Below are 26,200 nucleotides of genomic sequence, written 5' to 3' on the forward strand. Positions count from 1 at the left end.
CGCAAGATGCAGGCCGGCGGAATGTCACTGAACTGGGGATTTGCCGAAACCCTGGCCTATGCGACGCTGCTCGATCAAGGGCATCCGGTACGTCTGACCGGCCAGGATTCCGGACGTGGCACCTTCTCTCACCGTCACGCGGTAATTCACAACCAGAAAGACGGAACGACCTACGTACCTCTTGAGCATATCCGTGAAGGGCAACCACGATTTACCATTCGTGATTCTTTCCTTTCGGAAGAAGCCGTGCTGGCATTTGAATACGGCTATGCCACCACCATGCCTAACGCCTTGATCATCTGGGAAGCTCAATTTGGTGATTTCGCCAATGGCGCCCAGGTGGTGATCGATCAGTTCATCTCTTCCGGCGAGTCGAAGTGGGCGCGGCTGTGTGGTCTGACCCTGTTGTTGCCTCATGGTTATGAAGGTCAAGGGCCAGAACACTCTTCGGCGCGTCTCGAACGGTTCTTGCAGCTGTGCGCCGAGCACAACATGCAGGTATGTGTGCCGACCACGCCGGCGCAGATATTTCACTTGCTTAGACGCCAGGTGATTCGTCCCCTGCGCAAGCCGCTAGTAGTGATGTCACCCAAGAGCCTGCTACGCCACAAGGAAGCGGTTTCGAGCCTTGAGGAGCTGGCTAACGGTCGTTTTGAGATGGTGCTGGAAGATCAGGGCAAGCTCGACGCCGAGAAAGTCACTCGGGCCGTGCTGTGTGCAGGCAAGGTATATTACGATCTTGCGGCCTATCGCAGCGATAAAGAGCGTGAAGACACGGTTATCGTTCGTGTCGAACAGCTCTATCCTTTCCCCAAGGACGAGCTTTACGACGTCCTCAAGGAATATCCCAATCTGGAGCAGGTGGTGTGGTGTCAGGAAGAGCCGCTTAACCAGGGGGCTTGGTATCAGAGTCAGCATCACCTACGGGTAGTGGCGGACATGCTGTCCAATGGTCTGGGGAGAGATTTGAAGTTCGCGGGCCGACCTGCCTCTGCAGCACCCGCCGCTGGCTACATGTCAGTGCATATCGAGCAGCAGCGCCAATTGGTCGAAGACGCCTTCAATGCCTGAGGCACTTTACCGGGACAAAAGAACATATTAAGGAAAGCAAATGGCTACTGAGATCAAAGCGCCCAGTTTCCCTGAGTCCGTCAACGAAGGGACAGTGGCTACCTGGCATAAGAAGCCTGGTGACAGCGTTGAGCGAGACGAGCTGATCGTCGAGATCGAAACCGATAAGGTGGTTCTCGAGGTAGTGGCTCCGGAAGCGGGAACGCTATCCGAGATCAAGGTCGAAGAGGGAGATACCTGCGACTCAGAACAGGTACTGGGCATGCTTGGCGACGCTCAGGAAAAAGAAGAGAGCGCAGACGAGCAGGTGTCTGACAAGGGTGATGAGGAGTCGTCCCAGCAGGAAAAGGAGTCCGCTGGCACCAAGTCTGAAGATGATTCCGACGCCGCAGACGAACAGGACACGCCCAAAAAGAGTGAGAAAACCGCTTCCTCAGGCAAGAAGCATGACGTCAAGGCGCCTTCATTCCCCGAGTCCATTCAGGAAGGCACCGTGTCGACCTGGCACAAGAAGGTCGGCGAATCCGTCAAGCGCGATGAAGTCCTGGCGGATATCGAAACCGATAAGGTAGTGCTGGAAGTCGTCGCGCCCGCGGATGGTGAGCTTGCGGAAATCAAGGTCGAGGAAGGCGAGCAGGTCGAGTCCGAGGCTGTGCTGGCGACATTCGCCGAGGGCGGCGGCAGCGAAGCCGACTCCTCCGATGGCGAAAGCAAGCAACAAGATGAGTCCGGCGCCCAGGAAAAGCAGAGCGATGGCCAGGACGAAGACGATGCTACCCTTGGTGACAAGATAGTTGCACCTGCTGCACGCAAAATGATCGCCGAGCATGGCCTGGATGCCAACAAGATCGAAGGGACCGGCAAGGGGGGGCGCATTCTCAAGGAGGACGTGCAGAAGGCGGTTTCCGAGGGGGCTGCCAAGAAATCTTCCTCCAATGCCAAATCGGCTTCAGCCTCATCGGAATCAACCACGAAGGCAGCCGCTCAGGCAGCCCCTCAAGTGGAAGGTGAGCGCCCCGAGAAGCGCGTGCCCATGAGCCGTTTGCGTCAGACCATTGCCAAACGGCTGGTCCAGGCTCAGCAGACGGCTGCCATGCTGACCACTTACAACGAAGTGGACATGACGGCAGTCATGCAGCTTCGGGCTCAGTACAAGGAAACGTTTCAGAAGACCCACGACACCAAGCTCGGTTTCATGGGCTTCTTCGTCAAGGCCGCCTGCGAGGCGCTCAAGCGTTTCCCGGATGTCAACGCCTCCATCGACGGCACCGACATCGTCTATCATGGTTACCAGGATATCGGGGTGGCGGTTTCCACTCCTCGCGGGCTGGTCGTTCCCGTGCTGCGCGATACGGACAGCATGAAGATTGCCGACGTCGAGAAAGCCATCGTCGACTTCGGCAAGCGTGCCCGGGACGGCAAGCTGGGTATCGATGAAATGCAAGGAGGGACTTTCACCATCACCAACGGCGGTATCTTCGGTTCACTGATGTCGACCCCGATCATCAACCCGCCGCAAACCGCAATACTGGGCATGCACAAGATTCAGGAGCGCCCGATGGCGGTGAACGGTCAGGTCGAGATACGCCCGATGATGTATCTGGCTGTGTCTTACGATCACCGCCAGATCGATGGCAAGGACGCGGTGCAGTTTCTGGTCGCGATCAAGGAATTGCTCGAAGATCCGGCACGTCTGATTCTAGACGTATGATGCGCCGCCAAGCCTAATTTGACCAAACAGGAAGAGTTCATGGCCGATAAATACGATGTGATCGTCATTGGAGCGGGCCCCGGAGGCTACGTTGCCGCAATTCGCGCAGCTCAGATGGGGCTCAAGACCGCATGTGTGGAGAAGTGGGTCAATAAGAAGGGCAAGGTCGTACATGGCGGTACTTGCCTGAACGTGGGCTGCATCCCGTCGAAATCCTTGCTCGAGGCTTCCCATAAGTATACCGAGGCCAAGCATGACTTCGGAGATATCGGTATCGATATCGGTGACGTCTCGATGGACGTCAAGAAGATGATGGCGCGCAAGGACAAGGTGGTCGCCAACCTGACTGGTGGTATCTCCAGCCTGTTCCAGGCCAATGGCGTTACCGCGCTGGAAGGTACCGGCAAGGTACTGAGCAAAGGCAAGGTCGAAGTGACCCATCAGGATGGTGAAAAGGCGACGTATGAAGCCGACAACATCATCATCGCGTCCGGGTCTGTGCCGGTTGAGATCCCGCCGGCACCGTTGACCGACGATCTGATCGTCAGCTCAACCGGCGCGCTGGAATTTCAGGAAACCCCCAAGCGTCTTGGCGTCATCGGTGCCGGCGTCATCGGTCTTGAGCTTGGCAGCGTATGGAATCGTCTAGGCAGTGAAGTCACCATGCTTGAAGCCATGGATACCTTCTTGCCGATGGTCGATAAAGACATTGCCAAGGAAACTCAGAAGCTATTGACCAAGCAGGGACTTGATATCAAGCTCGGCGCCCGGGTGACCGGTACCGAGATCAAGGATAACGAAGTTGTCGTCCAGTACACCGATGGCAAGGGTGAGCAGGAACAGACGTTTGATAGAGTGATCGTCTGTGTCGGTCGTCGCCCTTATACCCAAGGTGTTCTCGATGAAGACGCTGGCGTCAAGCTCGATGAGCGTGGCTTCATCTTCGTGGACGATCACTGCCGTACCAGTGTGCCAAACGTCTACGCCATCGGCGATGCGGTGCGTGGCCAGATGCTGGCTCACAAGGCCTCGGAAGAGGGCATCATGGTGGCGGATATCGTCGCCGGCCATAAGGCCGAGATGAACTACGATGCCATTCCCTGCGTCATTTACACGGCACCGGAAGTTGCCTGGGTGGGCATGAACGAGCAGGAAGCCAAGACGGCGGGCATCGAAGTCAAGACCGGCTCCTTCTCCTTTGCGGCCAGCGGCCGTGCCATGGCCAACAATGCAACGGAAGGGGTGGCCAAGGTCATTGCCGATGCAGAGACCGATCGTATCCTTGGGGTGCATATCGTAGGTCAGCACGCCGGCGAATTGATTGCCCAAGGCGTTATCGCCATGGAGTTCGGTTCCAGTGCCGAAGATCTCGCGCTAACCTGTTACGCTCACCCCACCGTGTCCGAGGTCGTGCACGAAGCCGCCCTGGCAGTGGAAGGCCATGCCATTCACATGGCCAATCGCAAGAAGCGCAAGAAACAAAAAGCCTAAAGAATAAAAGGATCATGCTCGAAAGGGGTGATCCTTCATTATGTATCGTCCGCGTTTGCGGGCGAAGGGGATGGTCAGGGCAGGCTCCAAGAGTGTTTGTCCCGGCTGTCATTCGAGCACATGCAACCAATGGCATGACACGATGAACCTTCACGAATATCAGAGCAAACAGCTGTTTGCCGATTACGGCTTGCCAGTATCCAAGGGCTTTGCCGTAGACACTCCCAGCGAAGCGGCGGATGCTTGCAAAAAGATTGGCGGCAGCACATGGGTCGTCAAGGCCCAGGTCCACGCTGGTGGCCGCGGTAAGGCAGGCGGCGTCAAACTGGTCAAGAGCGCCGATGAGGCCAAGGCTTTCGCCGAACAGTGGTTGGGCAAGAATCTTGTTACCTTCCAGACCGACGAAAAAGGCCAGCCGGTCTCCAAGATCCTGGTCGAGACCTGCACCGATATTGCCAATGAGCTGTATCTGGGTGCCATCGTCGATCGTGGCACCCGGCGTGTGGTGTTCATGGCGTCCACGGAAGGTGGTGTCGAGATCGAGAAGGTTGCTGAAGAAACCCCGGAAAAGATTCTAAAGGCGGAGATCGATCCGCTGGTGGGCGCACAGCCCTATCAGGCACGTGAACTGGCCTTTGCGCTTGGATTGAAGGGCGATCAGATCAAGCAGTTCACCAAGATATTCCTGGGGCTGTCCAAGATGTTCCAGGACAAGGATCTTGCGCTGCTCGAGATCAACCCGCTGGTGATCAACGAGCAAGGCAATCTGCACTGTCTGGATGCCAAGATCGGCCTCGACGGCAATGCGCTCTATCGGCATCCGGATCTGCAGGCCATGCGCGATCCTTCCCAGGAAGACGAACGGGAAGCCGATGCCCAAAAGTGGGAGCTCAACTACGTTGCGTTGGATGGCAACATCGGTTGCATGGTCAATGGTGCAGGCTTGGCCATGGGCACCATGGACATTATCAAGCTCAGCGGCGGTCAGCCGGCGAACTTTCTTGATGTCGGCGGTGGCGCTACCAAGGAGCGCGTTGCAGAAGCCTTCAAGATCATTCTCTCCGATACGTCCGTGAAAGCGGTGCTGGTCAACATCTTCGGCGGCATCGTGCGTTGCGACATGATCGCTGAAGGCATCATCGGAGCGGTCGAGCAGGTTGGCGTCAACGTGCCGGTCGTCGTTCGCTTGGAAGGCAATAACGCTGAGCTGGGTGCCGAGAAGCTGGCATCCAGTGGTTTGAATATCATCGCGGCTACCAGCCTGTCTGACGCTGCGCAGCAGGTGGTTAAAGCGGCGGAGGGCAAGTAATGAGTATCCTGATCGATAAAAACACCAAGGTCATCTGCCAAGGGTTTACCGGTGGCCAAGGGACCTTCCATTCTGAGCAAGCGATCGACTACGGCACTCAGATGGTGGGCGGTGTGACTCCAGGCAAAGGCGGCCAGGAGCATCTGGGTTTGCCGGTGTTCAATACTGTCAGAGAAGCAGTCGAAAAGACCGGTGCGGAGGCGTCGGTTATCTATGTGCCTGCGCCCTTCTGCAAGGACTCGATTCTTGAAGCTGCCAATGGTGGTATCAAGCTGATCGTCTGCATTACCGAAGGCATCCCGACCCTTGACATGCTCGAAGCCAAGGTCAAGTGCGATGAGTTAGGGGTGCGGTTGATCGGTCCCAACTGTCCTGGGGTCATTACGCCGGGCGAAACCAAGATCGGCATCATGCCGGGGCATATCCATAAGCCCGGCCGTGTAGGCATCGTATCTCGCTCAGGCACGCTGACTTACGAAGCGGTCAAGCAGACCACGGATCATGGTTTTGGCCAGTCTACCTGCGTCGGTATCGGAGGCGACCCGATCCCGGGTTCCACCTTCATCGATATTCTCGAACTGTTCGAGAAGGATCCAAACACCGAAGCAATCGTCATGATCGGTGAGATCGGCGGTACTGCCGAGGAAGAAGCGGCTGCCTACATCAAGGAGCATGTTTCCAAGCCGGTGGTGGCTTATATTGCAGGCGTTACCGCGCCTCCGGGCAAGCGCATGGGCCATGCGGGCGCATCATTGCCGGCGGCAAGGGGACGGCGGATGAGAAGTTTGCCGCTCTTGAAGAAGCAGGCGTCAAGACCGTACGTTCGCTAGCCGAAATCGGTGATGCGCTCAAGCAGGCGACAGGCTGGTAAGCAACAGCGTCAGCAATATGCTACAGCGCTGCAAAAGGCACCTTCGGGTGTCTTTTGCATGTTGAGAAGACAGCGTTTTCTTTAAAAGTAAAAAACAATAAATAATATAAGTTAACCTCGCAGAATCGCGTCAAATGAAGCCAGGTCATTGGCGTGCCCAATTATTGCTGGCAATAAAAAAAGGGCATCCTAAGATGCCCTTTTCCAAGCCAATGTCCAGAAAATCGTCAGGCAGCTTCGATAATGGCTGCCGTATGAGCCCCAGCAAGCTCGATATTCAGTGTGTTGCCGCCGGCATCTTGCACCACAGCGTTCTCGAGCGGACTATTTTCATCACCGTAAACCTTGTAAGCGAATCGCCATACATCTCCAGAAGATAGCGCGATATCGTTGTCATCGGAGACACGATAACCTGATGCATTCTCTTCGAATGATCCGTTCCATACCGTATGCAATTCGCTGTCCAGCTCGAACTGAAGCTCAGGATTGACGATCTCGCTGTCAGAAATGTTCTTGACGAAAACTTCTGCAACGTAGCCGTTTGACCACTCGCTTACAATGTTGGCGCTGATCTCGACGTCATTATTGGCGGTAACCTGGCTTGGCTTGCTAGCGGATACTTCTTCCTCGTTGCTGCTATTCAAACGCAGCACCTTGCCGTCACCGTCGCGAAAGATCGCCTTTTCCACGTTCTTGAGTACGTCGCGGCCGTTGTCGCCTTCGATAATGACGCGACCGTCATCCCTGAAGTCGATATGGTAGTCGTCGTAGCCATCGATATAAATTGCGACGTCATTGCCATCACCGCCGTACAGAACATCGTCTCCCAAACCGCCTTTCAGCTCATCGTCCCCGGCGCCGCCATAGAGGGTATCATCGCCCCGTTTACCGACAAGATAGCTGTCGCCGTCACACCCTTGAATGGTGTCATCGCGACGCGAACCTACCACATGGCTAAAGGATACTTCGTTGGCGTTGGCATCAGTGATAGCGCCAAAGCGCTCGCCGCCGGAGTTGATCCATAGTGTGGTGGACATCTTGTCCGCGTCAGGATCACGTATCGAACGTTCAACGTGCACGGTATTGTCATGATCGCGTCCACCGTGGAAGTTGATGTCTCGATCCGTGGAATCGACTTGAATATTGTTGTCCACGGAAGAACGCCAGGAAGCAAAGATGACGCTATGACGCATGCCGCTGTCGGACAGATTGGTGAAGTCCCCGTCGTAGCTTTCGTGCAGTTCATAGGCGTAGCCGTTGCCACCCCCGCCCTTGTTGAAGGCGCCATGAGCTTCGATGTTGTCGACATCGAGATCCAGCGCTTTTGAGAAGCGAAACGCGGTAGAAGGGCCATCATGGACATTGATATCTTTTACTTCGGCATCCACCGTTCCTTCGAGAAATACTGCTCGGAAATCATCGTAGGCAGAGCGTGTGTTGGAGAACTTGGCGTCATTCGGCGAGCCTAGTTCGAATTCGACGTTGAATCCCTCAAGGGTGACATTATCGACGGTATCGAGACGCTGAATTTGGGTATCGTTATCGTCGAAATCGAATTTGACGCCGCGATCCAGCTTAAGGGTGTCGCCATCCACTCCAACGACCTTCGCCATGCTGGTGCGAAGCTCTGCGTAACCGGTCTTGCGCCAGGAGTGGTCGCCGATCTCCTTGAAAAAGTCGGAATCGTTTTCCTGCAAAATGCGAATGGTGTCGCCTTTTTTGAAATCGTGATCCCGGTCGATCTTCAAGAAGCGATCGCCCTCATCGATATCGCCTTCCAGACGACCCATATCTTCTTTGTTGTATCCATCGAGATGAATGGCGTAATCGTTATTGTTGTGGAGCGCTTTGTTGGTAAAGGTGAGGGTGGTCTTGTTCGAGCCAGCGCCAACCAGGGAAACATCGGAGCGAGTGATATTGATGGCGTCGTCGAAATTATAATTACCCGAAGAGAGCTTGATGGTGGCGCCTTTTGGCGCATCGTTGATGAGGTCTTCGAGTGCTTCTGCGCTGATTTTGGTACCAGCTTTGATGATCTTGCTACCGCTCATGCGGAATCTCCAACAGACAAGTGAAGGCACAAAGAAACGGTGGGTTGTGCCAGGTTCATTGCCGTACCAATGCGCCTCCAAATAGCGCTTGATACGAGACACGATGTAAATTTCGTGTCGAACCTGTCTTCTAACCTGTTCCTTAGGCCCAGTCCGTGGAGCGAAGACGAGTCGCTGCGCATGCTACCTAGCAGTTCGAGTCGAGCGCAATAGACTGATTTTGCTCAGTAAGAGAATCAAAGGTATTAGATTAATAGCTATTAAGATAATTAGATTATTAATACTTTTTAGCTATATGAAAGTATTGTATTAAACTTTTTTTTAACGAAAATAATAATACTTGAGTTTTTACAAATCTTTTTCTTATTGATACAAAAAAATCACAAAAAAGCCTGTTTCGTTTTTGAAAAGGGTCTCCACCATGAATGTGACTGGAACTGGACTGGCCAATTTGATGGCAAAAAAAAATGGCTACCGAATTACCGGTAGCCACCATTTAAAGAATGAAAAAGTGTTTAGATCGCGGGACGTGCTACCAGTGAACGGGTCTCTTCCCGGGCTTCGGTGAGTATCACCTGAATACTGTCACCCAGCTTGAAACGCTCTTCACCTTCAATCTGTATGCGGCCTTCCTTGTCATCGATGGCCACCTTGTCGCGATCGCTGTGCATCAACGGCGCGGGTACGAAGGCTGTGGCGCCATTGGCGTCAAGCCGCACACGCATACCGCCCCGATTGATATTAATAATCTCAGCTTCGAACGCCTGCTGATCCTTTGCTGCAGGGGTAAGATAGCGCACATAGAGCCAATCCTTGACGTCCCGCTCCGCCATGCGATTGAGCTTGCGTCGCTCGGTGAGCTGTTCGGTCAGTAACTCGCTAGCCTCTGCCGGCGCCCGTTCGTTCTTGAGCACACGCTTGATGAGGCGGTGATTGACCATGTCACCGTATTTGCGGATCGGTGAAGTCCAGGTGGCATAAGAGGAAAGGCCCAGGCCAAAGTGTGGCCCGGGACGGGCTGCCATGCTGGTAAATCCCTGAAAGCGCCGCAGACGCGCATCCAGCCAGGCATCATTACGTTCTTCCAAAGCACGCTTCAATTCACGATATCGCGGCAGTTCGAGCAACGCTTCCCGGGGAACCTCGATCTGCTGAGCGGTGAGAAATTCTAGTGCTGCATCCGCTTTTTCCGGTTCGAAGGCGCGATGTACGTTGAAGATACCATGTCCTACTTTGTCAGCCAGCAAATCGGCGCAGCAGGCATTGGCAGCGATCATCGACTCTTCGATCATGCGATTGGCGATGCGTCGTTCTTCGATGCGTACATCGAGCACATTGCCGGCAGCATCGAGGTCGAAGGCATAATCCGGTCGATCCTTGAATACCAGCGCATGTTGGGTCCGCCAACCGGTACGAGCCTCGGTCATGGCTGCCAAAGCATGAAGCTGATTGCCAATCGTTTTTTCCGGTGCCCAGTCGCCCTGATTTTCTAGCCAATCCGAGACCTTGTCGTAGATCAGGCGTGCATGAGAGCGCACGGTGGCGGCGAAGAAGCGGTAGTCGCCCAAACTGCCATCTGCAGCAATGTTCAACTCGCAGACCAGCACGGGGCGCTCTTGTCCCTCCTTGAGTGAACAAAGATCGTCCGCCAGCGCCTCCGGCAGCATGGTCACGTTCTGGCCGGGCAAATAGACCGTGAATGCGCGAGTCTGGGCCTCCAGGTCCACGGCGTGCCCCTCGGCGACATAGCCGGTAGGATCGGCAATCGCAACGCTCAATCGCCAGCCACCGCTGGCGCGCGACTCGATGTACAGCGCATCGTCCATGTCCCGGGTATTCTCACCATCGATGGTGAAGAAGGGAGTGTCGGTCAGGTTCTTGCGCTCAAGACCTTCATCCGCCAACACCCAATCTTCATTGGATTGCGGAGAGGCCTGCTCCAGCGCGTGACGAGCTAACGTCACACGCCAGGGCACCGCCGGATCGTCGCGTTTGGCGATCAGCTCATCGATCTGACTGAAGAAGGCGCGGTCATCGGGTTTGAGCGGGTGACGCACCAGACGGGCCACGACCCAGTCACCGTCTTCGATGCTGTCTTCTTCCAGGCTACGCTTGATACGCGCCTTGAGCACATTGTTGATCGACGGATGATCCGGGACGACGGCCAGGCGGCCGTCCCGCTTTTGCACCCGGGCGATAAAACGATCCAGACCCGCTTCGATCAGTTTTTCAGGTTCGACGGACTTCTTGTCGCCTTCCTCCTTGAGAACCGCTTCGACGCGATCACCATGTAGGACCTGCTTCATGGCAGGTGGCGGCACGAAATAGGATTCACCCTTATCGGTTTCTAAAAAGCCGAAACCACGATCGGTGCCTTTGATGACACCTTCCACGCGAGGAGTGGTTTCACGAATCTGTTGCTTGAGCTGCGCCAGCAGCGCGTTGTTCTGCAGCATGAGGACGTCGTTACGGTTGGCGAGGGTAGGCCGCTACTATACGGATTCGGCTTGCTGTCGCCAATCCTGACTGTAACTCGGTAGCCTATATCCCATGGTCCCACAGTCATGACTGGAGACAGCCCAGCGACGAGTACGAAGCCCACGTGGCAAGTCGGCTTTACACAACGGAGTACAGCATTGGATACACGCATATCTATATGTGCTTTGACACCATGAACCTACTCTATGCACTATCGATTCATCCTAAGACGATATATGCCATATCATCTCATCGTCATGAATCTCGACAATACGTGTCAATTTGACGATATTCATGAATTTCGTCGACGACTGGAAGTCGATGCTTGCATTCTTGGTGCCACAGTTGTTGGCGCTGTATGCACATACCGGATTCGGTTAACAGGTAACCAATTTGTGCGAGCATGATGGCGAAGGCATGGGCAAGATGCTGTTCATCGGCGATCCTGATAAGCTCGCGACGCCGGAGGCAAGGATCCATGGTGCGGCAGGGTCGTCCCTGCATATGACGTACTCAAGGGGAAATTCTCTCGAGATCATGGCGCAAGATGTTTCGATAAGATCGATCGGTTCTTGACCGGTTAAACATACAATGTCGTTGGACAAGGAATGTCATTATGTCGGAATCAGGAAAACACTCCTTGAGTGACTACGCACGCCGGGTTTGGGTAACGGTAGGCATCGTGGTAATCACACTGATCCTGTTACTTTTGCTTTGGTTTAGCGCCAACGTGCTGTTGATGGTGTTTGCGGCTCTGCTTGTAACGCTATTTTTCTCTATCCCCACCAACTATTTACACAGGCATAGCCCTCTATCCAGAAGCCTTGCACTGCTCGTGGTCATGCTGGTGTTCCTGGCACTGCTTGTCGGCTTTCTCTTGAACTTTGCCTATGGAATGGGCCAGGAGTTCGAGCGGCTGTTGAATATTCTGCCGGACTCCTGGTCCAGCCTGGAAGAGCTCATACAGCAGTACCCCCTAGGTGAGAAAGCCATTGATCGTTTCGAGCAGTTCGCCAATCAGTTTTCGCTACCCAGTGGTGCCATAAACAGCTGGTCGTCTCAATTAACGACGATATTTTCCTCGACCCTCGGCGCCATGCTCAATGTTCTTGCAGTGGTATTGATTGGTCTGTTCGTGCTTCTTGAACCCGACAGCTACAAAAAGGGCGTGTTGGTACTTTTCGCGCCCAGCAAGCGCGATGAAGCGCATGATTTTCTGGATTTGGTTTATCACAAGCTGACCTGGTGGCTGCTTGGGCGTTTGATATCCATGAGCGTGATCGGACTGCTTTTTGGCCTGGGTCTGTGGGTCTTGGGCGTACCCATGGCGGTTTCCCTTGGTATTCTGGCGGGGCTCTTGTCTTTCATTCCCTATTTGGGGCCGGTGCTTGCGGCAATACCCTCGCTGCTGGTGGCGTTTACCCAAGGCTCGACCACCATGCTCTACGTAGGCATCCTTTATCTGGCCATCCAGTTTCTCGAGAGCAACGTGGTAACACCCCTCGTGCAGCGTAAGGCGGTCAGTATTCCCCCTGCCTTGCTGTTAATCGTGCAGCTGCTGCTCGGGTTTTATACGGGTATTTTGGGTCTCTTGCTATCAGAGCCGCTAATCGTTTTGAGCATGCTGATCGTGCAGCGTTTTTATGTAAAAGAGTGGCTCGAAGACAAGGATCCGGACGAAGCAAGCGAGGAAATCATCGAAGAACAAGGATGATTCCTTGCTCTTCGATAAAATATCAAAAGCTACCAGACAGTCGTGCTCAGCGCACGGTGATGACATTGCATTTCGCCGTGTGCGCAACACGGTGAGAAACACTGCCGATAATGAGACCGGTGATGTTACTCAGGCCGCGGCTGCCCATCACGATCGTATCGGCGCTGGTCTTCTTGGCCTCTTCGATGATGATCCGGGCAGGATCACCCTGACGCAGCGAGCCTTGGACATCCGTCATGCCGCGTTCCTTGGCCGCTTTTTTGGCCGCTTCGAGGGATGAGCGTCCGGCGCGTTCGAGTTCTTCGCCGGTAGCCTCCATGGATACCGCACTCATGCCCCAGACCAGCATGGCTTCCCGGGAGAGACGCTCCGGGATGTGCAGAATGTGCAGGGAGGCATTGTCGGCCTTCGCAAGCTTGCAGGCCACATCCAGTGCTTTCTTGGCACCTTCGGACCCGTCAACGGGAACCAGAATCTTCTTGAACATGCATACCTCCATTGTCGTCAGAACGCTTGACTCTCGAACTCAGTTTAATGTCTCAGAGTGCCTACCAACATGACTCCAATCAAGAGCAGGTCAGGTGCGTGATGGGTTTTTGCCAGTAGAGGGCGGAGTTTCCAAACGTCTGAGCCGGTGCCAGAGTTCGCTGCGCAAATCTGTCATACGCGGTGCCTCATTTTCGGCGAAGGGCAAAGGTCGCGTTACTCTCAAGGCGCGCAGACCAAGCCTTGCCGACAAAAGCCCGACACCAAGCCCCTGTCCGGCTCGCGTCGACAGCTTGCCGGCGACATTCATCGAAAGCAGATCCATGCTGGCATCCGCGGCCATTTCGCTGGCACCGGCGAAGGCCATGTTGGACAGCACGTTGCGAAAAAGCCGCAGGCGACTGGCGTAGCCAAGCTCGAGTCCGTAAAGGGCGGCAATACGATCGAGCATCGCCAGGTTGCGCCAGGACACTAGCAGCATGTCGATCAACGTCAGTGGACTGATGGCCACCAACACTGCGGTTTCACTGGCCATGCGGGAGATGAGACGGCGTGCTTCCCGATCCCGAGGGGCAAGAAGATGATGCGCCAGCAGCTGACGCGTCTCGCTGGCATCGTGATGGGATTCATGAGCCTTCAAGAAGGCCTGCCAGTGCGGATCGTCCTTGTCGATGTGCATCTGTTCGCGCAGATGATTCGCCAGTTTGCGGCCGTCGCGCCCCGGGTTTCCTTCCAGGGTTTCCAGATCCCGTCTGAGCGCCGCATGGCGACGCAGCCGACGAAGTCGCCATAACTCCCGCAAGAGCGCCATACCCCCCAGCCCCACGGCCAGAATGCCGAGCAGACTCCAGGCACCGCTCAAGATATCGCCACTCATGGACGAGGTATAAAGGGTCTCGCCCAGTTCCACGACGCCAAGGGTCAAGGTACCAGTCAGCAACGCCAGCAACCCCCAGCGCCGCTTGCGCGGGCGTGCAAGACTACGGGCCAGCGCCGTATCGGTATCCTCGGGAACGTATTCGTCTTCCAGAGGCGTTGAGCTCAGCTCGACGGCATAGTGCTCCGCAGGGCGAGGGTCCTGCAGGGTCGTTGAGTCGGGCTCATCCAGGGTAAAGCGCTGTTGGGGACGAGGATCGTTCATGACAGTTTGTCTCCAATGAGCCAGTCGAGGGCGGCATCCATGCGAATGTGGGGCAAGCCTTCACCGCGGGCGTCTCGGGACAGCGGACGGAAGCCGTGGAAAGCAAATCCCTGACGAGCCCAGAAATCCGGCTGGGGCAGGTGAGCAGGTACCTCGCCTGGGAATATCAGCGTTTCTTCTCCTTCCATGGTCATGCCGCGCAGCGCTTGAATCCGCTTGCCTTGCTGTTCCACTTCGTGGGCCTTGGTCGCCCGGATCGAGGCCAGGGACAGCGCCTTGACCGGCACGTCGGCGAAGCGCAGATCCTTGATCGGCTCCGCGAGCAATGCCTCGAGCAGGGCCACCAGATTGGCGTGCTGATCCGGGGTGACATGATCCGCCTTGGTTGCTGCAATCGCCAGGCGATCGATGCGCGGTGAAAATAGGCGGGTGAACAGGCTGCGCTGGCCGTAATCGAAGCTCTGCATCAGGGTGGCCAGCGCCCGAGACAGATCCTCGAAGCGTTCCGGCCCGGCATTCAGAGCGCCCAGCACATCCACCAGCACGATCTGGCGATCGAAGCGGCGAAAATGCTCCCGATAAAAGGGTTTGACCACATGCTGCTGGTAATAGGCAAAGCGCCGCGCCAGGGTGCGATAGACGCTTTGTTGGGGTAGCGCCTCGAGACGTCTTCTGTCGTCCCGGGTCAGATCCAGCAAGGGGAAGAATTGCAGTACCGGGGCGCCCTCGAGATCCCCCGGCAGTAGAAAACGTCCTGGCTGCAAATCCGCAAAGCCTGCTTCCCGAGCGGTGCGCAAAGACTGCGCGTAGTGTTCGGCAATAGTGGCAAGTTCCGCTTCGTCGGCTTCCGCGGCCGGATCAAGGGTTTCCATTGCGCTCAGCCACTCCTTGGCCATGGCGCGGCGTTCGGAAGTCAAGGTCACCTGTTGACGCTGGCTCCAGCTTATATAGTCGTGCTCGAGTAGCGGCAGGTCGAGCAGCCATTCGCCGGGATAGTCGAACAGATCAAGCGTCAAGGTGGCGTTGCTGCTCCCCAAGGCGCCAAGTACACCTCCGCGCTGAGGGCGATAGCGGATATGCAGGCGCAGTTCACTGATGCCTCGGGTCGGCTCGGGCCATTGGGGCGGCGTACCGTCGAGGCTGGCCATGGCCTGATCGTAAGGAAAGCGGGGCACGCCCAGATCCTTCTGGGCAATGCGCTGAGCACCCATCAAGCGGCCCTCCCGTGCTGCTGGCAGCAGGTCCAGGCGAGCTTCCAGTCCGGCATGACGCAGCTGATAGACCAGGGAGGTAAGAAACGCCGTTTTGCCGGCCCGGGATAGGCCGGTGACCGCCAGACGCAGCTGACGGTCCCAGCCACGTTCTATTAGATTGCCGAATTCGCGGGCCAGGGTATGGCGCATGGCGCTAATGTTCCGAATCGAAATTTAGTGTCTAATCTGGGGGCTATTGACGCCATTGGCAAGTCGCTGCCAGAGCAGGGCAATGATGGGCACCAGCGCCAAGGGCAATAACACCGCATTGAGACCGGCCCAGCCAAGGCTGGCTTCTAGGGGGCCGGCCAGCAGGGCGGTCATACCTACCGTCGAGAAAACGAGAAACTCGTTGGCCGCCTGGGCACGCGCCTTTTCCGAGGCGCGATAGGTCTCGGTCAAAAGCCCCGTGGCAGGAAGAAAGGTGAAGTTCCAGCCAAGCCCGAGCAGTATCAAGGCCGCGTAGTAGCCATGCAGGGTGGCGCTCAGCTGTGCCAGCGCACCGCAGCCCGCCAACAGCAGGCAACCCAATACGATCATCGAGCGCGCACCGACTCGTGCTGTCAAATAGCCGGTAAAAAATGAGGGAACGAACATGGCCAGCACGTGCCATTGAATGGTGGTGGCCACATGATCGAAGTCAAAGCCGGCCCGGTGCATGGCCAGAGGCGTTGCGGTCATGGCCAGGTTCATCACGCCATAGCCGATCAGGCCGGTCAATGCAGCGACGACGAATACCGGCTGGCGCAGTATCTCGAGTAACGGCCGTGCGGGGCCGTCGTTATGGGTCGTTTGCGGTGGCGGTAGATGGGTGAGGGCCAGTACGATCAATGCTATGACATAAAGCAGCCCCAGGCCTATAAAGCTACCGAGAAAGGGTGTCTCGAACAGACCTTGACTGGAACGGGCAAGCCAGGGGCCAAGCACCGCTGCCAGTACGCCCCGCCCATGACCAGTCCAATGGCGCGATCCTTCCGCTCCGGAGTCGCGGCTTCCACCGCGGCAAAGCGATATAGCATGCCGAATCCGATGCCGATACCGATTAGCCAGGTACCCAGCATGAAGAGGATGAACTGCTCGCCCACCAGCGCCAGGCCGGCAATCAGCACCCCGCCCAGGCCGATCAGATTGCCCAGCATGAAGCCGCGTTTGCGTCCTACTCGACCCATGATCAGCGACGCGGGAATGGTGGCGCACATCAGGCCCAGCCATTGGGTCGCCACCGGCGCGGTTGCCCAGTTGGGCCCGGGAGCAAGCTCAGCGCCAATCAGAGGTGACACGGCGATCAACAAAATATTGCCGCTGACCAGCAGTGCCTGGCACAGGGACAAAAGGACAACGGTCAACGGCATGATGCAGCTCCGTCATTCAACCCGCGAAAGCGGCGTAAATGGCAATGACCAGAACCACCAGCACGATACCCGCCGGAATCGCGCCCTTCCAAGGGGTAAGATCGACTTGACCACTGTCTTCATGGACCCAGGCGGTCTGGCGTGGGCGCAGCTTGCCGAACAGCAGCATCATGATGACCAGCCCCAGGAAAACCAGCGCCACGAAATGGAAGTCGTTGATGATATCCAGGAATCGGGTGAAGGGCGGTACGAAATAGACCAGACCGATGATCGCACATCCTGCAACCAGGGCGATCTTGGCGGCGATCGCGGGTACCCGCTTGGTCAAGAGACCGACCAGCACCACGGCGAGGATGGGGATGAAGTACATGGCGTTCATCTTCTGCAGATAGCCGAACAGGCTTTCTTGCCCTGCCAGCAGCGGCGCGATGGTCATCGACGCCACGGCCAGTGTCCAGCCGAAGATCTTGCCGGCACGCACCACCTGTTCTTCACTGGCCGTCTTGTTGAATACCTCCTTGTACAAGCCCAGGCTGAACAGCGTGGTGGTGCTGTTGAGCGCCGAGTTGAAGGAGGAAAGAATGGCGCCGACCATCACCGCGGCGAAAAAGCCGGTCAGGTAAGGGGGTAGCACGTTGAACACCAGATGACCGTAGGCTTCGTCGGCGCGGATGCCCTCGTCCGCATAGAGCTGATAGGCGATGATCCCTGGTACTACCAGATAAAGAGGGCCCAGCAGCTTGAACAGGCCGGTCAGCAATACGCCTTTTTGACCCTCGGCCAGATTCTTGGCGGCAAAAGTGCGCTGAATGATCTGCTGATTGGTGGTCCAGTAGAACAGGTTGATCAAGAAAACCCCGGTGAAAAGCGTCGCGAAGGGCACCTGCTGATCGTCACCGCCAATGGAGTTGAGTTTTTCGGGATTGCTCTGCTTGAGCGTTTCCCAGCCTGCCAGAACACCGCTGCCGTCGCTGATCGCCTGCAGACCGAAATAAACGATCACGAAGCCGCCGATCAGCAGACCCACGCCATTCAGGGTATCCGAGACGGCAACGGTACGCAGGCCGCCGAACAGGGCGTAGATCGAGCCAATGATGCCGACGATCCACACCGTCGACCAGAGCAGAACGGTGCTCGATTCGATGCCGGTCAGACCTTGCAGATCGAGCATGCCTTCTAGACCCACGGCGCCGGAATAGAGAATGATCGGCAGCAGGATCACCGCATAGGCGATTAGAAAGATGATGTTGCAGATCAACTGGGTCGTGCCGTCGAAACGAATTCTCAGCAGCTGAGGTACCGTGGCGATGCCGCTGCGCAAGAAACGCGGCAGAAAGAATAGCGCAAGTGCCACCAAGGCGATGACCGCCACGACCTCCCAGGCCATGACGCTCAAACCGTCGGTAAAGGCGGCGCCATTGAGCCCGACCATCTGCTCCGTGGAAAGATTGGTCATCAACAGCGAGCCGGCGATCAGCGGGAACGTCAGACTGCGCCCGGCAAGAAAGTAGCCGCTTGTGCTGCGGTGGTCGTCTCGATGAGTAATGAACCAGGTGATCAAAGCGACCAGTCCGGTAAAGAACAGAAACGACAAAAGGGTAAGGGTATGCATTTTTTACGTCCTTGTGTGTTTTTGTTGATGCATGGCATCAAGCCTACAGCATATCGAGGTTGCGGCAGGGGCGTGAATGCGGTTTTTTAACTCACTGGTGGTAGGGCGGAGACTGACGTGGGGGGCGGTATCAGACCAAGCAACTGGGCGAACAACGGGCTTGCAGCGATGATAAACCCCAGCCCGGCAATACAATAACCCAGGGTGCGGCGGGAAGGCCGTCGAGCAAGCGTCAGACCTACAAGACAGACGACGATACCGATGACGTTCAACAAATAACCGGCCATTTCCATGAATTGGGCGAAAGACATCGTGACTCCAGAACGAGATGATTGTGACGAAACGAAAGTTGGGCCCAGGGCGTGCTTCGACTAGGCTGATGCTGATGCCCATAGCAAACTGATGGAGATCCGATCCCATGCCCGACACCCCTGCACAAGCGATACTGCACTTCTGGTTCGACGAGACAACCCCTCGTCAGTGGTTTGGCAAGGATGACGCCTTTGATCGTCAAATTTCTGAACGCTTTTCCTCGACCCTCGAGGCTGCCATCGCAGGCGAGCTATGGATGTGGCGCTGTTCTCCCCAAGGGCGTTTGGCAGAGATTCTGGTGCTCGATCAATTCTCGCGCAACATTCATCGCAATCAAGCAGCCGCATTTGCTCAGGACCCTCAGGCACTGACCTTGGCCCAGGAGGCAGTTGCCGCTCGGGCTGATCGCCATCTCAAGATGGTACAGCGTGCGTTTCTCTATATGCCCTACATGCACAGTGAATCCCTGCGCATCCATGACGAGGCGCTACGGCTTTTTGACCAGGCGGGGCTGGAGGACAATTTAAAGTATGAGCGACGCCATCGAGAAATTATCGAGCGTTTCGGGCGCTACCCGCATCGCAACGAGATACTTGGGCGTGAATCCAGCATTGAAGAACAGGCGTTTTTGCAGCAACCCGGTTCGTCTTTCTAACTGATGTATGGTTGAACCCATTTGTGGCAGGCTAGGCGGGTAGTTTTCATGGAAGACATCAAGGAGAGGTGTGATGGGTTTGATTCTATGGTTGATCATCGGGGGGCTGGCGGGCTGGATTGCCGGCAATATCATGCGCGGGGGCGGTTTCGGCATCCTGGGTAATATCGGTGTCGGTATCGTCGGCGCGGTATTGGGCGGTTTGGTATTTCGTTTGTTGGGTATCGCTTCTTACAGCATTATCGGTTCGCTGGTAACGGCCATCGTAGGTGCGGTATTGCTGCTTTGGATCGTATCCATGGTGCGCAAGTCTTAGCTCGATGCTATGGCCTGGCGGTGCAATGCCCCAGGTCATTTGCGTGATCTGATAACTAGGCTTAAATTGAACATTGGTAGTTTTCGCAGTTACTCGCCCACGCAAAACCGTACTCGTTGATTCCTTGAGTACATCAAGGAAGAAAGCTAACCTGCCCGCGAAAGGATAATCGCATTGCGGTTTTCCTTCGTTCATGGAATGAGGAGAATCTAGCATGGCAACCAGCAATAGCCCCTATACCGAACCCAATAGTGACGGCGCCCACGATAAGGATTTCAAGACCGACGAACACAGCAAGGATCAGAGTCTGGAGCACTACCGCAGCGATGCGAAAGATCATGATTTGCGCACCAATCAAGGGGTGCGGATTGCGGACAACCATAACTCTCTTAGAGCGGGTGAGCGCGGACCCACCATCATGGAGGACTTCATCCTCCGAGAGAAGATCAACCACTTCGATCACGAGCGCATTCCGGAACGTATCGTTCATGCCCGAGGCGCTGCAGCTCATGGCTATTTCGAGGCCTACGACAACGCCGCGCAATACTCGAAGGCGGCATTGTTCAGCGAGGGCGGTAAGAAAACCCCGGTATTCACTCGCTTCTCGACGGTGCAGGGGGCCCGAGGCTCCAACGACACCGTCCGGGACGTGCGTGGCTTTGCCGTCAAGTTCTATACCGAGGAAGGCAACTGGGATCTGGTCGGCAACGACATGCCGGTGTTCTTCATGCAGGATGCCACCAAGTTCCCGGATTTCGTCCATGCGGTGAAACCCGAGCCCCACAACGAGATCCCCCAGGGCCAGTCCGCTCATGACACCTTCTGGGATTTCGTCTCGCTGTTTCCAGAATCTGCCCATATGGTGCTGTGGGTCATGTCCGATCGCGCCTTCCCGCGGCATTTTCGCAACATGGAGGGCTTTGGCGTCCATAGCTTCCGTCTGATCGACAAGCAAGGCACTTCCCGCTTCGTCAAGTTCCACTGGAAGCCCCTGGCGGGCACCTGCTCATTGATCTGGGACGAAGCTCAAAAACTCTGGGGCCGCGATCCAGACTTCAATCGACGCGGCATGTGGGAGGATATCGAGAACGGCAATTTCCTCGAATACGAGCTGGGTATCCAGGTGATCGAGGAGGCAGACGAGCACAGCTTCGATTTCGACATTCTCGACGCCACCAAACTGATCCCGGAGGAGCAGGTGCCGGTGATTCCGATCGGCAAGATGGTGCTCAATCGTAACCCGGACAATTACTTCGCCGAGACGGAGCAGGTGGCCTACAGCGTCGGCCATGTGGTGCCGGGCATCGACTTCAGCAACGACCCGCTGCTACAAGGGCGTCTGTTCTCCTATCTGGATACCCAGATGCTGCGCCTGAGCGGGCCGAACTTCCACGAGATTCCCATCAACCGCCCGGTGTGCCCGTTCCACAATAATCAACGGGATGCGCCGCATCGTCAGACCATCAACAAGGGGCAGGCGTCCTACGAACCCAATTCCATTGACGATGGCTGGCCCAAACAGACCCCCGCAGATGAAGAACATGGCGGCTACGAAAGCTATTACGAGCGGGTCGAAGGGCACAAGATTCGCGCCCGCAGCGACTCCTTCAGCGATCATTACTCCCAGGCGCGGCTGTTCTGGAACAGCCAGACCGACGTGGAAAAGGAGCACATCATCGCCGCCTACACCTTCGAACTTTCCAAGGTGAAGCGCCCTTACATCCGCGAGCGTCAGATCAAGGAGATTCTGCCCAATATCGATGTGGAATTGGCGCGGCGAGTCGGTGAAAACCACGGAGTAGAAGCGCCCAGAGAGCCCACCGCACCGGAAGGTGAGCTGGGCAAGAGCTCCCAGGAGGCCTCCGAGGCGCTGAGTCTGATGGCGCGACTACCAGGCAACATCAAGTATCGCAAGATCGCCATTCTGGTGGCGGACGGTGTCGATGGCGAACAGGTGGAAACACTCAAGTCAAAGCTTTCCGAGCAGGGCGCCCAGGGCATGGTGATTGCACCGAGCATGGCCCCAGTCAGATCTATGAGCGGGGGATCCGTCGTACCGGACGGCATGCTCAACGGTTTGCCCTCCGTAACCATGGACGCGGTGATCGTGGCGGGTGGCGAAGGCAGCGCCCAGGCGTTGGCCAAGTCCGGCTTGGGGCTATACTACGTTCAGGAAGCCTACAAGCATCTCAAGGCGATCGCTGCCATAGGGCAAGGCGAGACGCTACTCGACGCTGCCGGGGTGCCTGCCGGTGAGGATGGAATATTTCTCGGGGATGCGATCGAGGCTGTGTTCGAACCTTTTGCTAAAGCCTTGGGAGAGCACCGCGTCTGGAGTCGAGACTCGAAGGCCAACGAGATGCCGGCCTGAACCGATCGTCATGATCTAACCGAGAACGCCCACCTTCGTATCCGAGGGTGGGCGTTTTTCGTTCACTATGTTGACTGGCCTTTATGCGAGCGCAGGATAGCCTTTCGTTCAGGCGCTGGCAGTCTGCTTACTGCCGACCAGCTCCGTCAGGGCTTGCTCGATGATATCGAGCCCTTCTTCGAGCACCTTGTCTTCGATGGTGACGGGCATCAAAAACCGGACGGTATTGCCGTACATCCCGCAGGAAAGCAGGATCAATCCATTCTCTCGGGCCTTCTTGCACAGAGCGGCAGTCAGCTCTGCATTCGGCGTATGGTTGGCTTTATCGGACACGATATCCAATGCTGCCATGGCGCCCAGGTTGCGCACGTTGTCGATGCAGTCGAAGTCCTGCTGCCACTGACCGAAGCGCTTGGCCAGTTTGTCCCCCAGCGCCTGACTCTTCTCAAGGATGTTCTCTTGTTCGAACACGTCAAATACCGCCAGCACTGCCGCACAGGAGACTGGGCTGCCAGTGTAGGTGCCGCCGAGCGAGTTGGCGCCGGAGGCATCCATGTGCTTGTCGGTGCCCACAACGGCCGAGATCGGCATGCCGTCGCCCATGCTCTTGGCCATGGTCATGATGTCCGGCTCCACGCCGCTGTGCTCGATGGCGAACATCTTGCCGGTACGTCCGAAGCCGCTTTGCACCTCGTCGACGATCATCAGCATGCCGTGCTCGTCGCAGATCTCGCGGATCGCTTTCAGAAAGCTCGTCGGGGCCGGGTAGAAGCCACCTTCGCCGAGCACCGGCTCCAGAATGATTGCGGCAGTGTCTTTCGGGTTGGCGTCGGTTCTCAAGGCCATCTTGAGTCCGCGTAGCGCTTCGTCTTCACTGACGCCGTGATAGGGAACCGGATAGGGCGCGCGGAAGACTGTGCCCGGCATGGGGCCAAAGTCCGTCTGGTAGGGATTGACCTTGCCGTTCATGGCCATGGTCATGAAGGTACGGCCGTGATAGCCGCCGTCGAAGCAAATCACGTTGGTCTTGCCGGTGGCGGCCCGGGCTATCTTGACGGCATTTTCCAGCGCTTCGGCGCCGGAGTTGGCCAGCATGACCTTGGCGTGGCCGCGTACGGGTGTGATCTTGCTGAGTTTTTCCGCAACCTTGACGTAGCCTTCATAGGGCATGACGGTCTGGCAGGTATGCATGACCTTGTCGAGCTGTGCCTTGACCGCTTCCACCACTTTGGGATGGCGATGGCCGATATTGAGCACGCCGATACCGCCGGCGAAATCGACGAAACGCTTGCCGTCCGCATCCCAGATTTCGGCATTTTCGGCACGCTCAGCGAAGTGGGCGGCTGGGCTTGCGGCGCCGCTGGCGACATAGCGCTGTTTGAGTTCGTTGAGTTCAGCATTGTTCATGGTAAAACCTCCCGGATTAAATCAACGAGCGCATTGGTGATAGATGAACGGTCATCATCTAAAACGCAGTGTGTATTATTTTGAACACAACGCCAAGAGATTCATGATGACGTTCGCTACACTTCTCTACTGTCGATGTACAACGCAACGAGTGCAAGGGCATCGGCGCCCGGGCTGCTTTCCGTTACACTATATTTCTTCTTTCTTTGTTAGCGGCATAAGCATCTGAGGTGTGATTTGGTAGATCCACTGAATGCATGGTGGTCGCAGCAGCTGGTGCTGTGTGGCTGGGCGTTCGAGCCCGATCCGGTTGCCGTTGAGCCGTCTCAGGCGCTGGCGCGACTGATCGAATTTGGTATCACCGAACGTGGTGAACTCGGATGGCGGCTGCTTGAGGCTTTTCCCGCGGGTAAGCCAGATCCTCAGCGCCAGCTGGCGGTCATCGAGCTACTGGCGCTGGCGGTGGCGGCCGACTGGCTGAACGCCGAGCGTGCCAGAGCCTGGATACTACGCCTGGCAAAGGATCTCCAGGCGCGCTATGCAACCCTGGATGAATGGCTTAAGGCCCTGCGTGGCGCCCGCCTGGACCGCGGCTGGGCGCAAGGTGATGAAGCGTTCGTCAGGTACAGTGAAGTGCTGTTGGCCCTGGAACATGAAGGGCAGGGCGTGACCTGGCAACTATTGGGTGATCATCTGGCCGCCTGTCATGACGAACCCTTGTGGCCAGACACTCAGGCTGCCCGGATATGGCTGCCCCGAGCGCTGTTCACGCCGCTTTTGATGGAGTCTTCGGATCAGCAGCGGGACTGGCCGGACGCCGCCGCTTGGCTCGAGCAGGTGTGGCAGGTGGGTGGCCGGGAGGATCTGATTCGTACCATGCTGTGGCTTGCCGCCCAAGGCCATCGCTATGGCTGGGATCTCGATGTGGCCAGACTTTTGGAGCAAGATGGTGCTGCGCGCAGGGCCTGGCTTGCCGGACTCGTGGATCAGCGCCGTTACGGTGAAACATTGCTGGCGTTCATCGACCAGGGTGAACCGTTGGAATGGGCGGCCTGGGACTGGCTACGGTTGGTCGATCTGGCCTATGCGGGCTGGGTCCTGGGCTGGCTGGACGGCGTCGAAGCCGAGCATTTTGCCTTGCACGGCGCGGATCTGCTTACCGGTCGCTATAGCGATTGGACAGCGCTCATACGGGCTTATCAACGGGGACGAGCCCTGTTCGAGGGTCAACCGAGCGTTCGTAAGCTATATGATGAAGAGTCGGCCCTGTTACTCCATTCACCGGTGTCACCCTGGCGTCTGCCGCTTACGCAGCTGATCAGCGATGCGCAGCGTGAAGCCTCCCGCAATGCCATGCGCGATTGGCGGCGGAATGCCTGGCATTGGATATTGGCATTGGCATCAATACGCGAGCCCGAGCTGCTTTACCGCCAGGGAATACTGAGTCCGACATCCGGTGAGAAAGCCAAGGCGCGTCGTCAGGATGCCCAGCGTTATCTCACCGAGACCCTGGGCCTGTTCGCGGATGAAGGTGTACAAGGATTGGCGCGTTATTGGCTACCAGCCCAGTCTCATCATCTCAATCAGCTGGCCGCGGACGCGGCGCACAATATGTTGCCGCCTAGTAAAACCGTATTTGGGCAGCCCTCCCTGGAAGCTCAGTATGCCCGTAATTCACTGGCATCCTGCGCCAGGCATGCCGCCACCATTCACATGGCGGAGAAATATGCGTTTTACTTGCTAATGGCGGATGACAGCGGCGATTTCGAGCATCCTGACACCCAGGCGCTCGCTCAGGCCTTGCGCAGTGTATTGTGCCATCTGTATGGGAATCCCAAGAAGCTTCTCGAGGCCTGGATCGCCTGGGAAACGGTATTGCCGGAAATGCCCGACGATACGCTGGTGCATGAAATACGCTGGCATCAGGACGATCCGGGAAGCTGCTTTCACTGGCTCGATTGGCAGTGTACGTCCTGGCAGGAGCCTGGCCCGCGACCGACGCTGCTTCAGTTTACCGCCCTGGCGTTAACCGGGCCGCTCAATCCGGGAATATGGAACAAGCCTCAGCGTGAAAGCGCGCTGGAAAACGAGGCGGCGCGTCAATGGTTGGATAGCCATTATGGCTTGCACAACGCCGGGGAGCTGCAGGAGTTCCTGACGTTCCTGCTCGATGCCGGGGATCGCCAGGAATACCAGATCAACTATGCGCCTTACACCTTGAATCGAGCCCGCTTGAAAGAGGAAATAGCCATTCTCGAATCCGGCGAGTGCTCGCAAGAAGAGCGTCATCATCTTTTGCGGCTGCAGCGAGTGCGCGATAACGATACCCGCTGCAATGACACCGACATGACCGCCTGGGATCTGGCCCAGGCCGTCGATCTGGCGGTGACCGGCCGTATTGTCGGCTGGCTGAGCGCAGGGGCCCTGGAGCAGGTGCTCGACAAGGCCATCGCCATGGCCGAGAAGCACTACGCAAGTTGGCAGACCTATGCGCAAGGACTCTATGCAGGGTTTGCCTTCTTCATGGGGGACACCACGGAGCGTGAAACCTTCCTGCGGGATTTTCGTGAGGGGCTGGTTGCCTGGTTGTGCGGCGCGC

At 56.7% G+C, this 26,200-nt stretch carries 16 protein-coding genes and 3 pseudogenes; 10 read left to right on the plus strand and 9 right to left on the minus strand.

Annotated elements, in window-relative coordinates; genetic code table 11:
* The 5 genes and pseudogenes from CH74_RS03040 to sucD all read left to right on the plus strand — a co-directional run.
* Nucleotides 1-1,071 (plus strand): annotated as a pseudogene (locus CH74_RS03040) (2-oxoglutarate dehydrogenase E1 component); the annotation flags it as partial.
* A gap of 40 nt (nucleotides 1,072-1,111) precedes the next feature.
* Nucleotides 1,112-2,782, plus strand: coding sequence for a 2-oxoglutarate dehydrogenase complex dihydrolipoyllysine-residue succinyltransferase (gene odhB, locus CH74_RS03045; protein ID WP_048306017.1), 1,671 nt, complete (start codon nucleotides 1,112-1,114; stop codon nucleotides 2,780-2,782).
* A 39-nt stretch (nucleotides 2,783-2,821) separates the two neighbouring features.
* The gene (gene lpdA, locus CH74_RS03050) at nucleotides 2,822-4,273 is read left to right on the plus strand and encodes a dihydrolipoyl dehydrogenase (RefSeq protein WP_048306018.1); all 1,452 of its coding nucleotides are present in this window, start codon (nucleotides 2,822-2,824) and stop codon (nucleotides 4,271-4,273) included.
* Between the two features lie 142 nt (nucleotides 4,274-4,415).
* The gene (sucC, locus tag CH74_RS03055) at nucleotides 4,416-5,582 is read left to right on the plus strand and encodes an ADP-forming succinate--CoA ligase subunit beta (RefSeq protein WP_048306019.1); all 1,167 of its coding nucleotides are present in this window, start codon (nucleotides 4,416-4,418) and stop codon (nucleotides 5,580-5,582) included.
* Nucleotides 5,582-6,453: pseudogene (sucD, locus tag CH74_RS03060) on the plus strand (succinate--CoA ligase subunit alpha). Before sucC ends, sucD begins: the two are co-directional and overlap by 1 nt.
* Nucleotides 6,454-6,680: 227 nt before the next feature.
* On the opposite strand, the gene CH74_RS19785 reads toward sucD, so the two are convergent.
* Both CH74_RS19785 and CH74_RS03070 read right to left on the minus strand, forming a co-directional pair.
* On the minus strand, nucleotides 6,681-8,504 hold the full coding sequence (locus CH74_RS19785; protein WP_048306020.1) for a cellulose binding domain-containing protein: 1,824 nt from the start codon (nucleotides 8,502-8,504) through the stop codon (nucleotides 6,681-6,683).
* A gap of 515 nt (nucleotides 8,505-9,019) precedes the next feature.
* Complete coding sequence (locus CH74_RS03070; protein ID WP_048306021.1) at nucleotides 9,020-10,960, minus strand: exoribonuclease II; 1,941 nt, start codon at nucleotides 10,958-10,960, stop codon at nucleotides 9,020-9,022.
* A 662-nt stretch (nucleotides 10,961-11,622) separates the two neighbouring features.
* Here CH74_RS03070 and CH74_RS03075 point away from each other — a divergent pair.
* A complete protein-coding gene (locus tag CH74_RS03075; protein ID WP_172656295.1) occupies nucleotides 11,623-12,696 on the plus strand; it encodes an AI-2E family transporter in 1,074 nt (357 codons plus the stop codon).
* Between the two features lie 46 nt (nucleotides 12,697-12,742).
* Here the strand turns inward: CH74_RS03075 and CH74_RS03080 are convergent, their stop codons facing one another.
* The 6 genes and pseudogenes from CH74_RS03080 to CH74_RS03105 form a co-directional block, all read right to left on the minus strand.
* The gene (locus tag CH74_RS03080; RefSeq protein ID WP_048306023.1) at nucleotides 12,743-13,183 is read right to left on the minus strand and encodes a universal stress protein; all 441 of its coding nucleotides are present in this window, start codon (nucleotides 13,181-13,183) and stop codon (nucleotides 12,743-12,745) included.
* Between the two features lie 90 nt (nucleotides 13,184-13,273).
* The gene (locus CH74_RS03085; RefSeq protein WP_048306024.1) at nucleotides 13,274-14,323 is read right to left on the minus strand and encodes a YcjF family protein; all 1,050 of its coding nucleotides are present in this window, start codon (nucleotides 14,321-14,323) and stop codon (nucleotides 13,274-13,276) included.
* Nucleotides 14,320-15,726: a YcjX family protein gene (locus CH74_RS03090; protein ID WP_048306025.1), complete on the minus strand. Its 1,407-nt coding sequence runs from the start codon at nucleotides 15,724-15,726 to the stop codon at nucleotides 14,320-14,322. Before CH74_RS03090 ends, CH74_RS03085 begins: the two co-directional genes overlap by 4 nt.
* A gap of 24 nt (nucleotides 15,727-15,750) precedes the next feature.
* A pseudogene (locus CH74_RS03095) lies at nucleotides 15,751-16,928 on the minus strand (MFS transporter).
* A gap of 16 nt (nucleotides 16,929-16,944) precedes the next feature.
* On the minus strand, nucleotides 16,945-18,540 hold the full coding sequence (locus CH74_RS03100; protein ID WP_048306026.1) for a solute:sodium symporter family transporter: 1,596 nt from the start codon (nucleotides 18,538-18,540) through the stop codon (nucleotides 16,945-16,947).
* Between the two features lie 86 nt (nucleotides 18,541-18,626).
* Nucleotides 18,627-18,851: a hypothetical protein gene (locus CH74_RS03105; protein WP_048306027.1), complete on the minus strand. Its 225-nt coding sequence runs from the start codon at nucleotides 18,849-18,851 to the stop codon at nucleotides 18,627-18,629.
* Between the two features lie 107 nt (nucleotides 18,852-18,958).
* Here CH74_RS03105 and CH74_RS03110 point away from each other — a divergent pair, with 107 nt between their 5' ends.
* From CH74_RS03110 to katE, 3 genes are all read left to right on the plus strand, one after another.
* Entirely contained in the window at nucleotides 18,959-19,507 is a 549-nt protein-coding gene (locus tag CH74_RS03110; protein ID WP_048306028.1) for a DUF924 family protein, read from the plus strand.
* A gap of 73 nt (nucleotides 19,508-19,580) precedes the next feature.
* Nucleotides 19,581-19,823, plus strand: a complete 243-nt coding sequence (locus CH74_RS03115; RefSeq protein WP_048306029.1) for a GlsB/YeaQ/YmgE family stress response membrane protein — start codon at nucleotides 19,581-19,583, stop codon at nucleotides 19,821-19,823.
* Nucleotides 19,824-20,037: 214 nt separating this feature from the next.
* Nucleotides 20,038-22,194 (plus strand): catalase HPII, encoded by a 2,157-nt coding sequence (katE, locus tag CH74_RS03120; protein ID WP_048306030.1) that lies wholly within the window; start codon nucleotides 20,038-20,040, stop codon nucleotides 22,192-22,194.
* Between the two features lie 108 nt (nucleotides 22,195-22,302).
* On the opposite strand, the gene gabT is transcribed toward katE, so the two are convergent.
* On the minus strand, nucleotides 22,303-23,601 hold the full coding sequence (gene gabT / locus CH74_RS03125; protein WP_048306031.1) for a 4-aminobutyrate--2-oxoglutarate transaminase: 1,299 nt from the start codon (nucleotides 23,599-23,601) through the stop codon (nucleotides 22,303-22,305).
* Nucleotides 23,602-23,838: 237 nt separating this feature from the next.
* Between gabT and CH74_RS03130 the strand changes: the two genes are divergently transcribed.
* Nucleotides 23,839-26,200 (plus strand): DUF1266 domain-containing protein (locus CH74_RS03130; RefSeq protein ID WP_048306032.1); only part of this gene is annotated, 2,362 nt, incomplete at its 3' end.

The organism is Halomonas sp. PR-M31, from assembly GCF_001039575.1.
GTDB lineage: Bacteria > Pseudomonadota > Gammaproteobacteria > Pseudomonadales > Halomonadaceae > Modicisalibacter.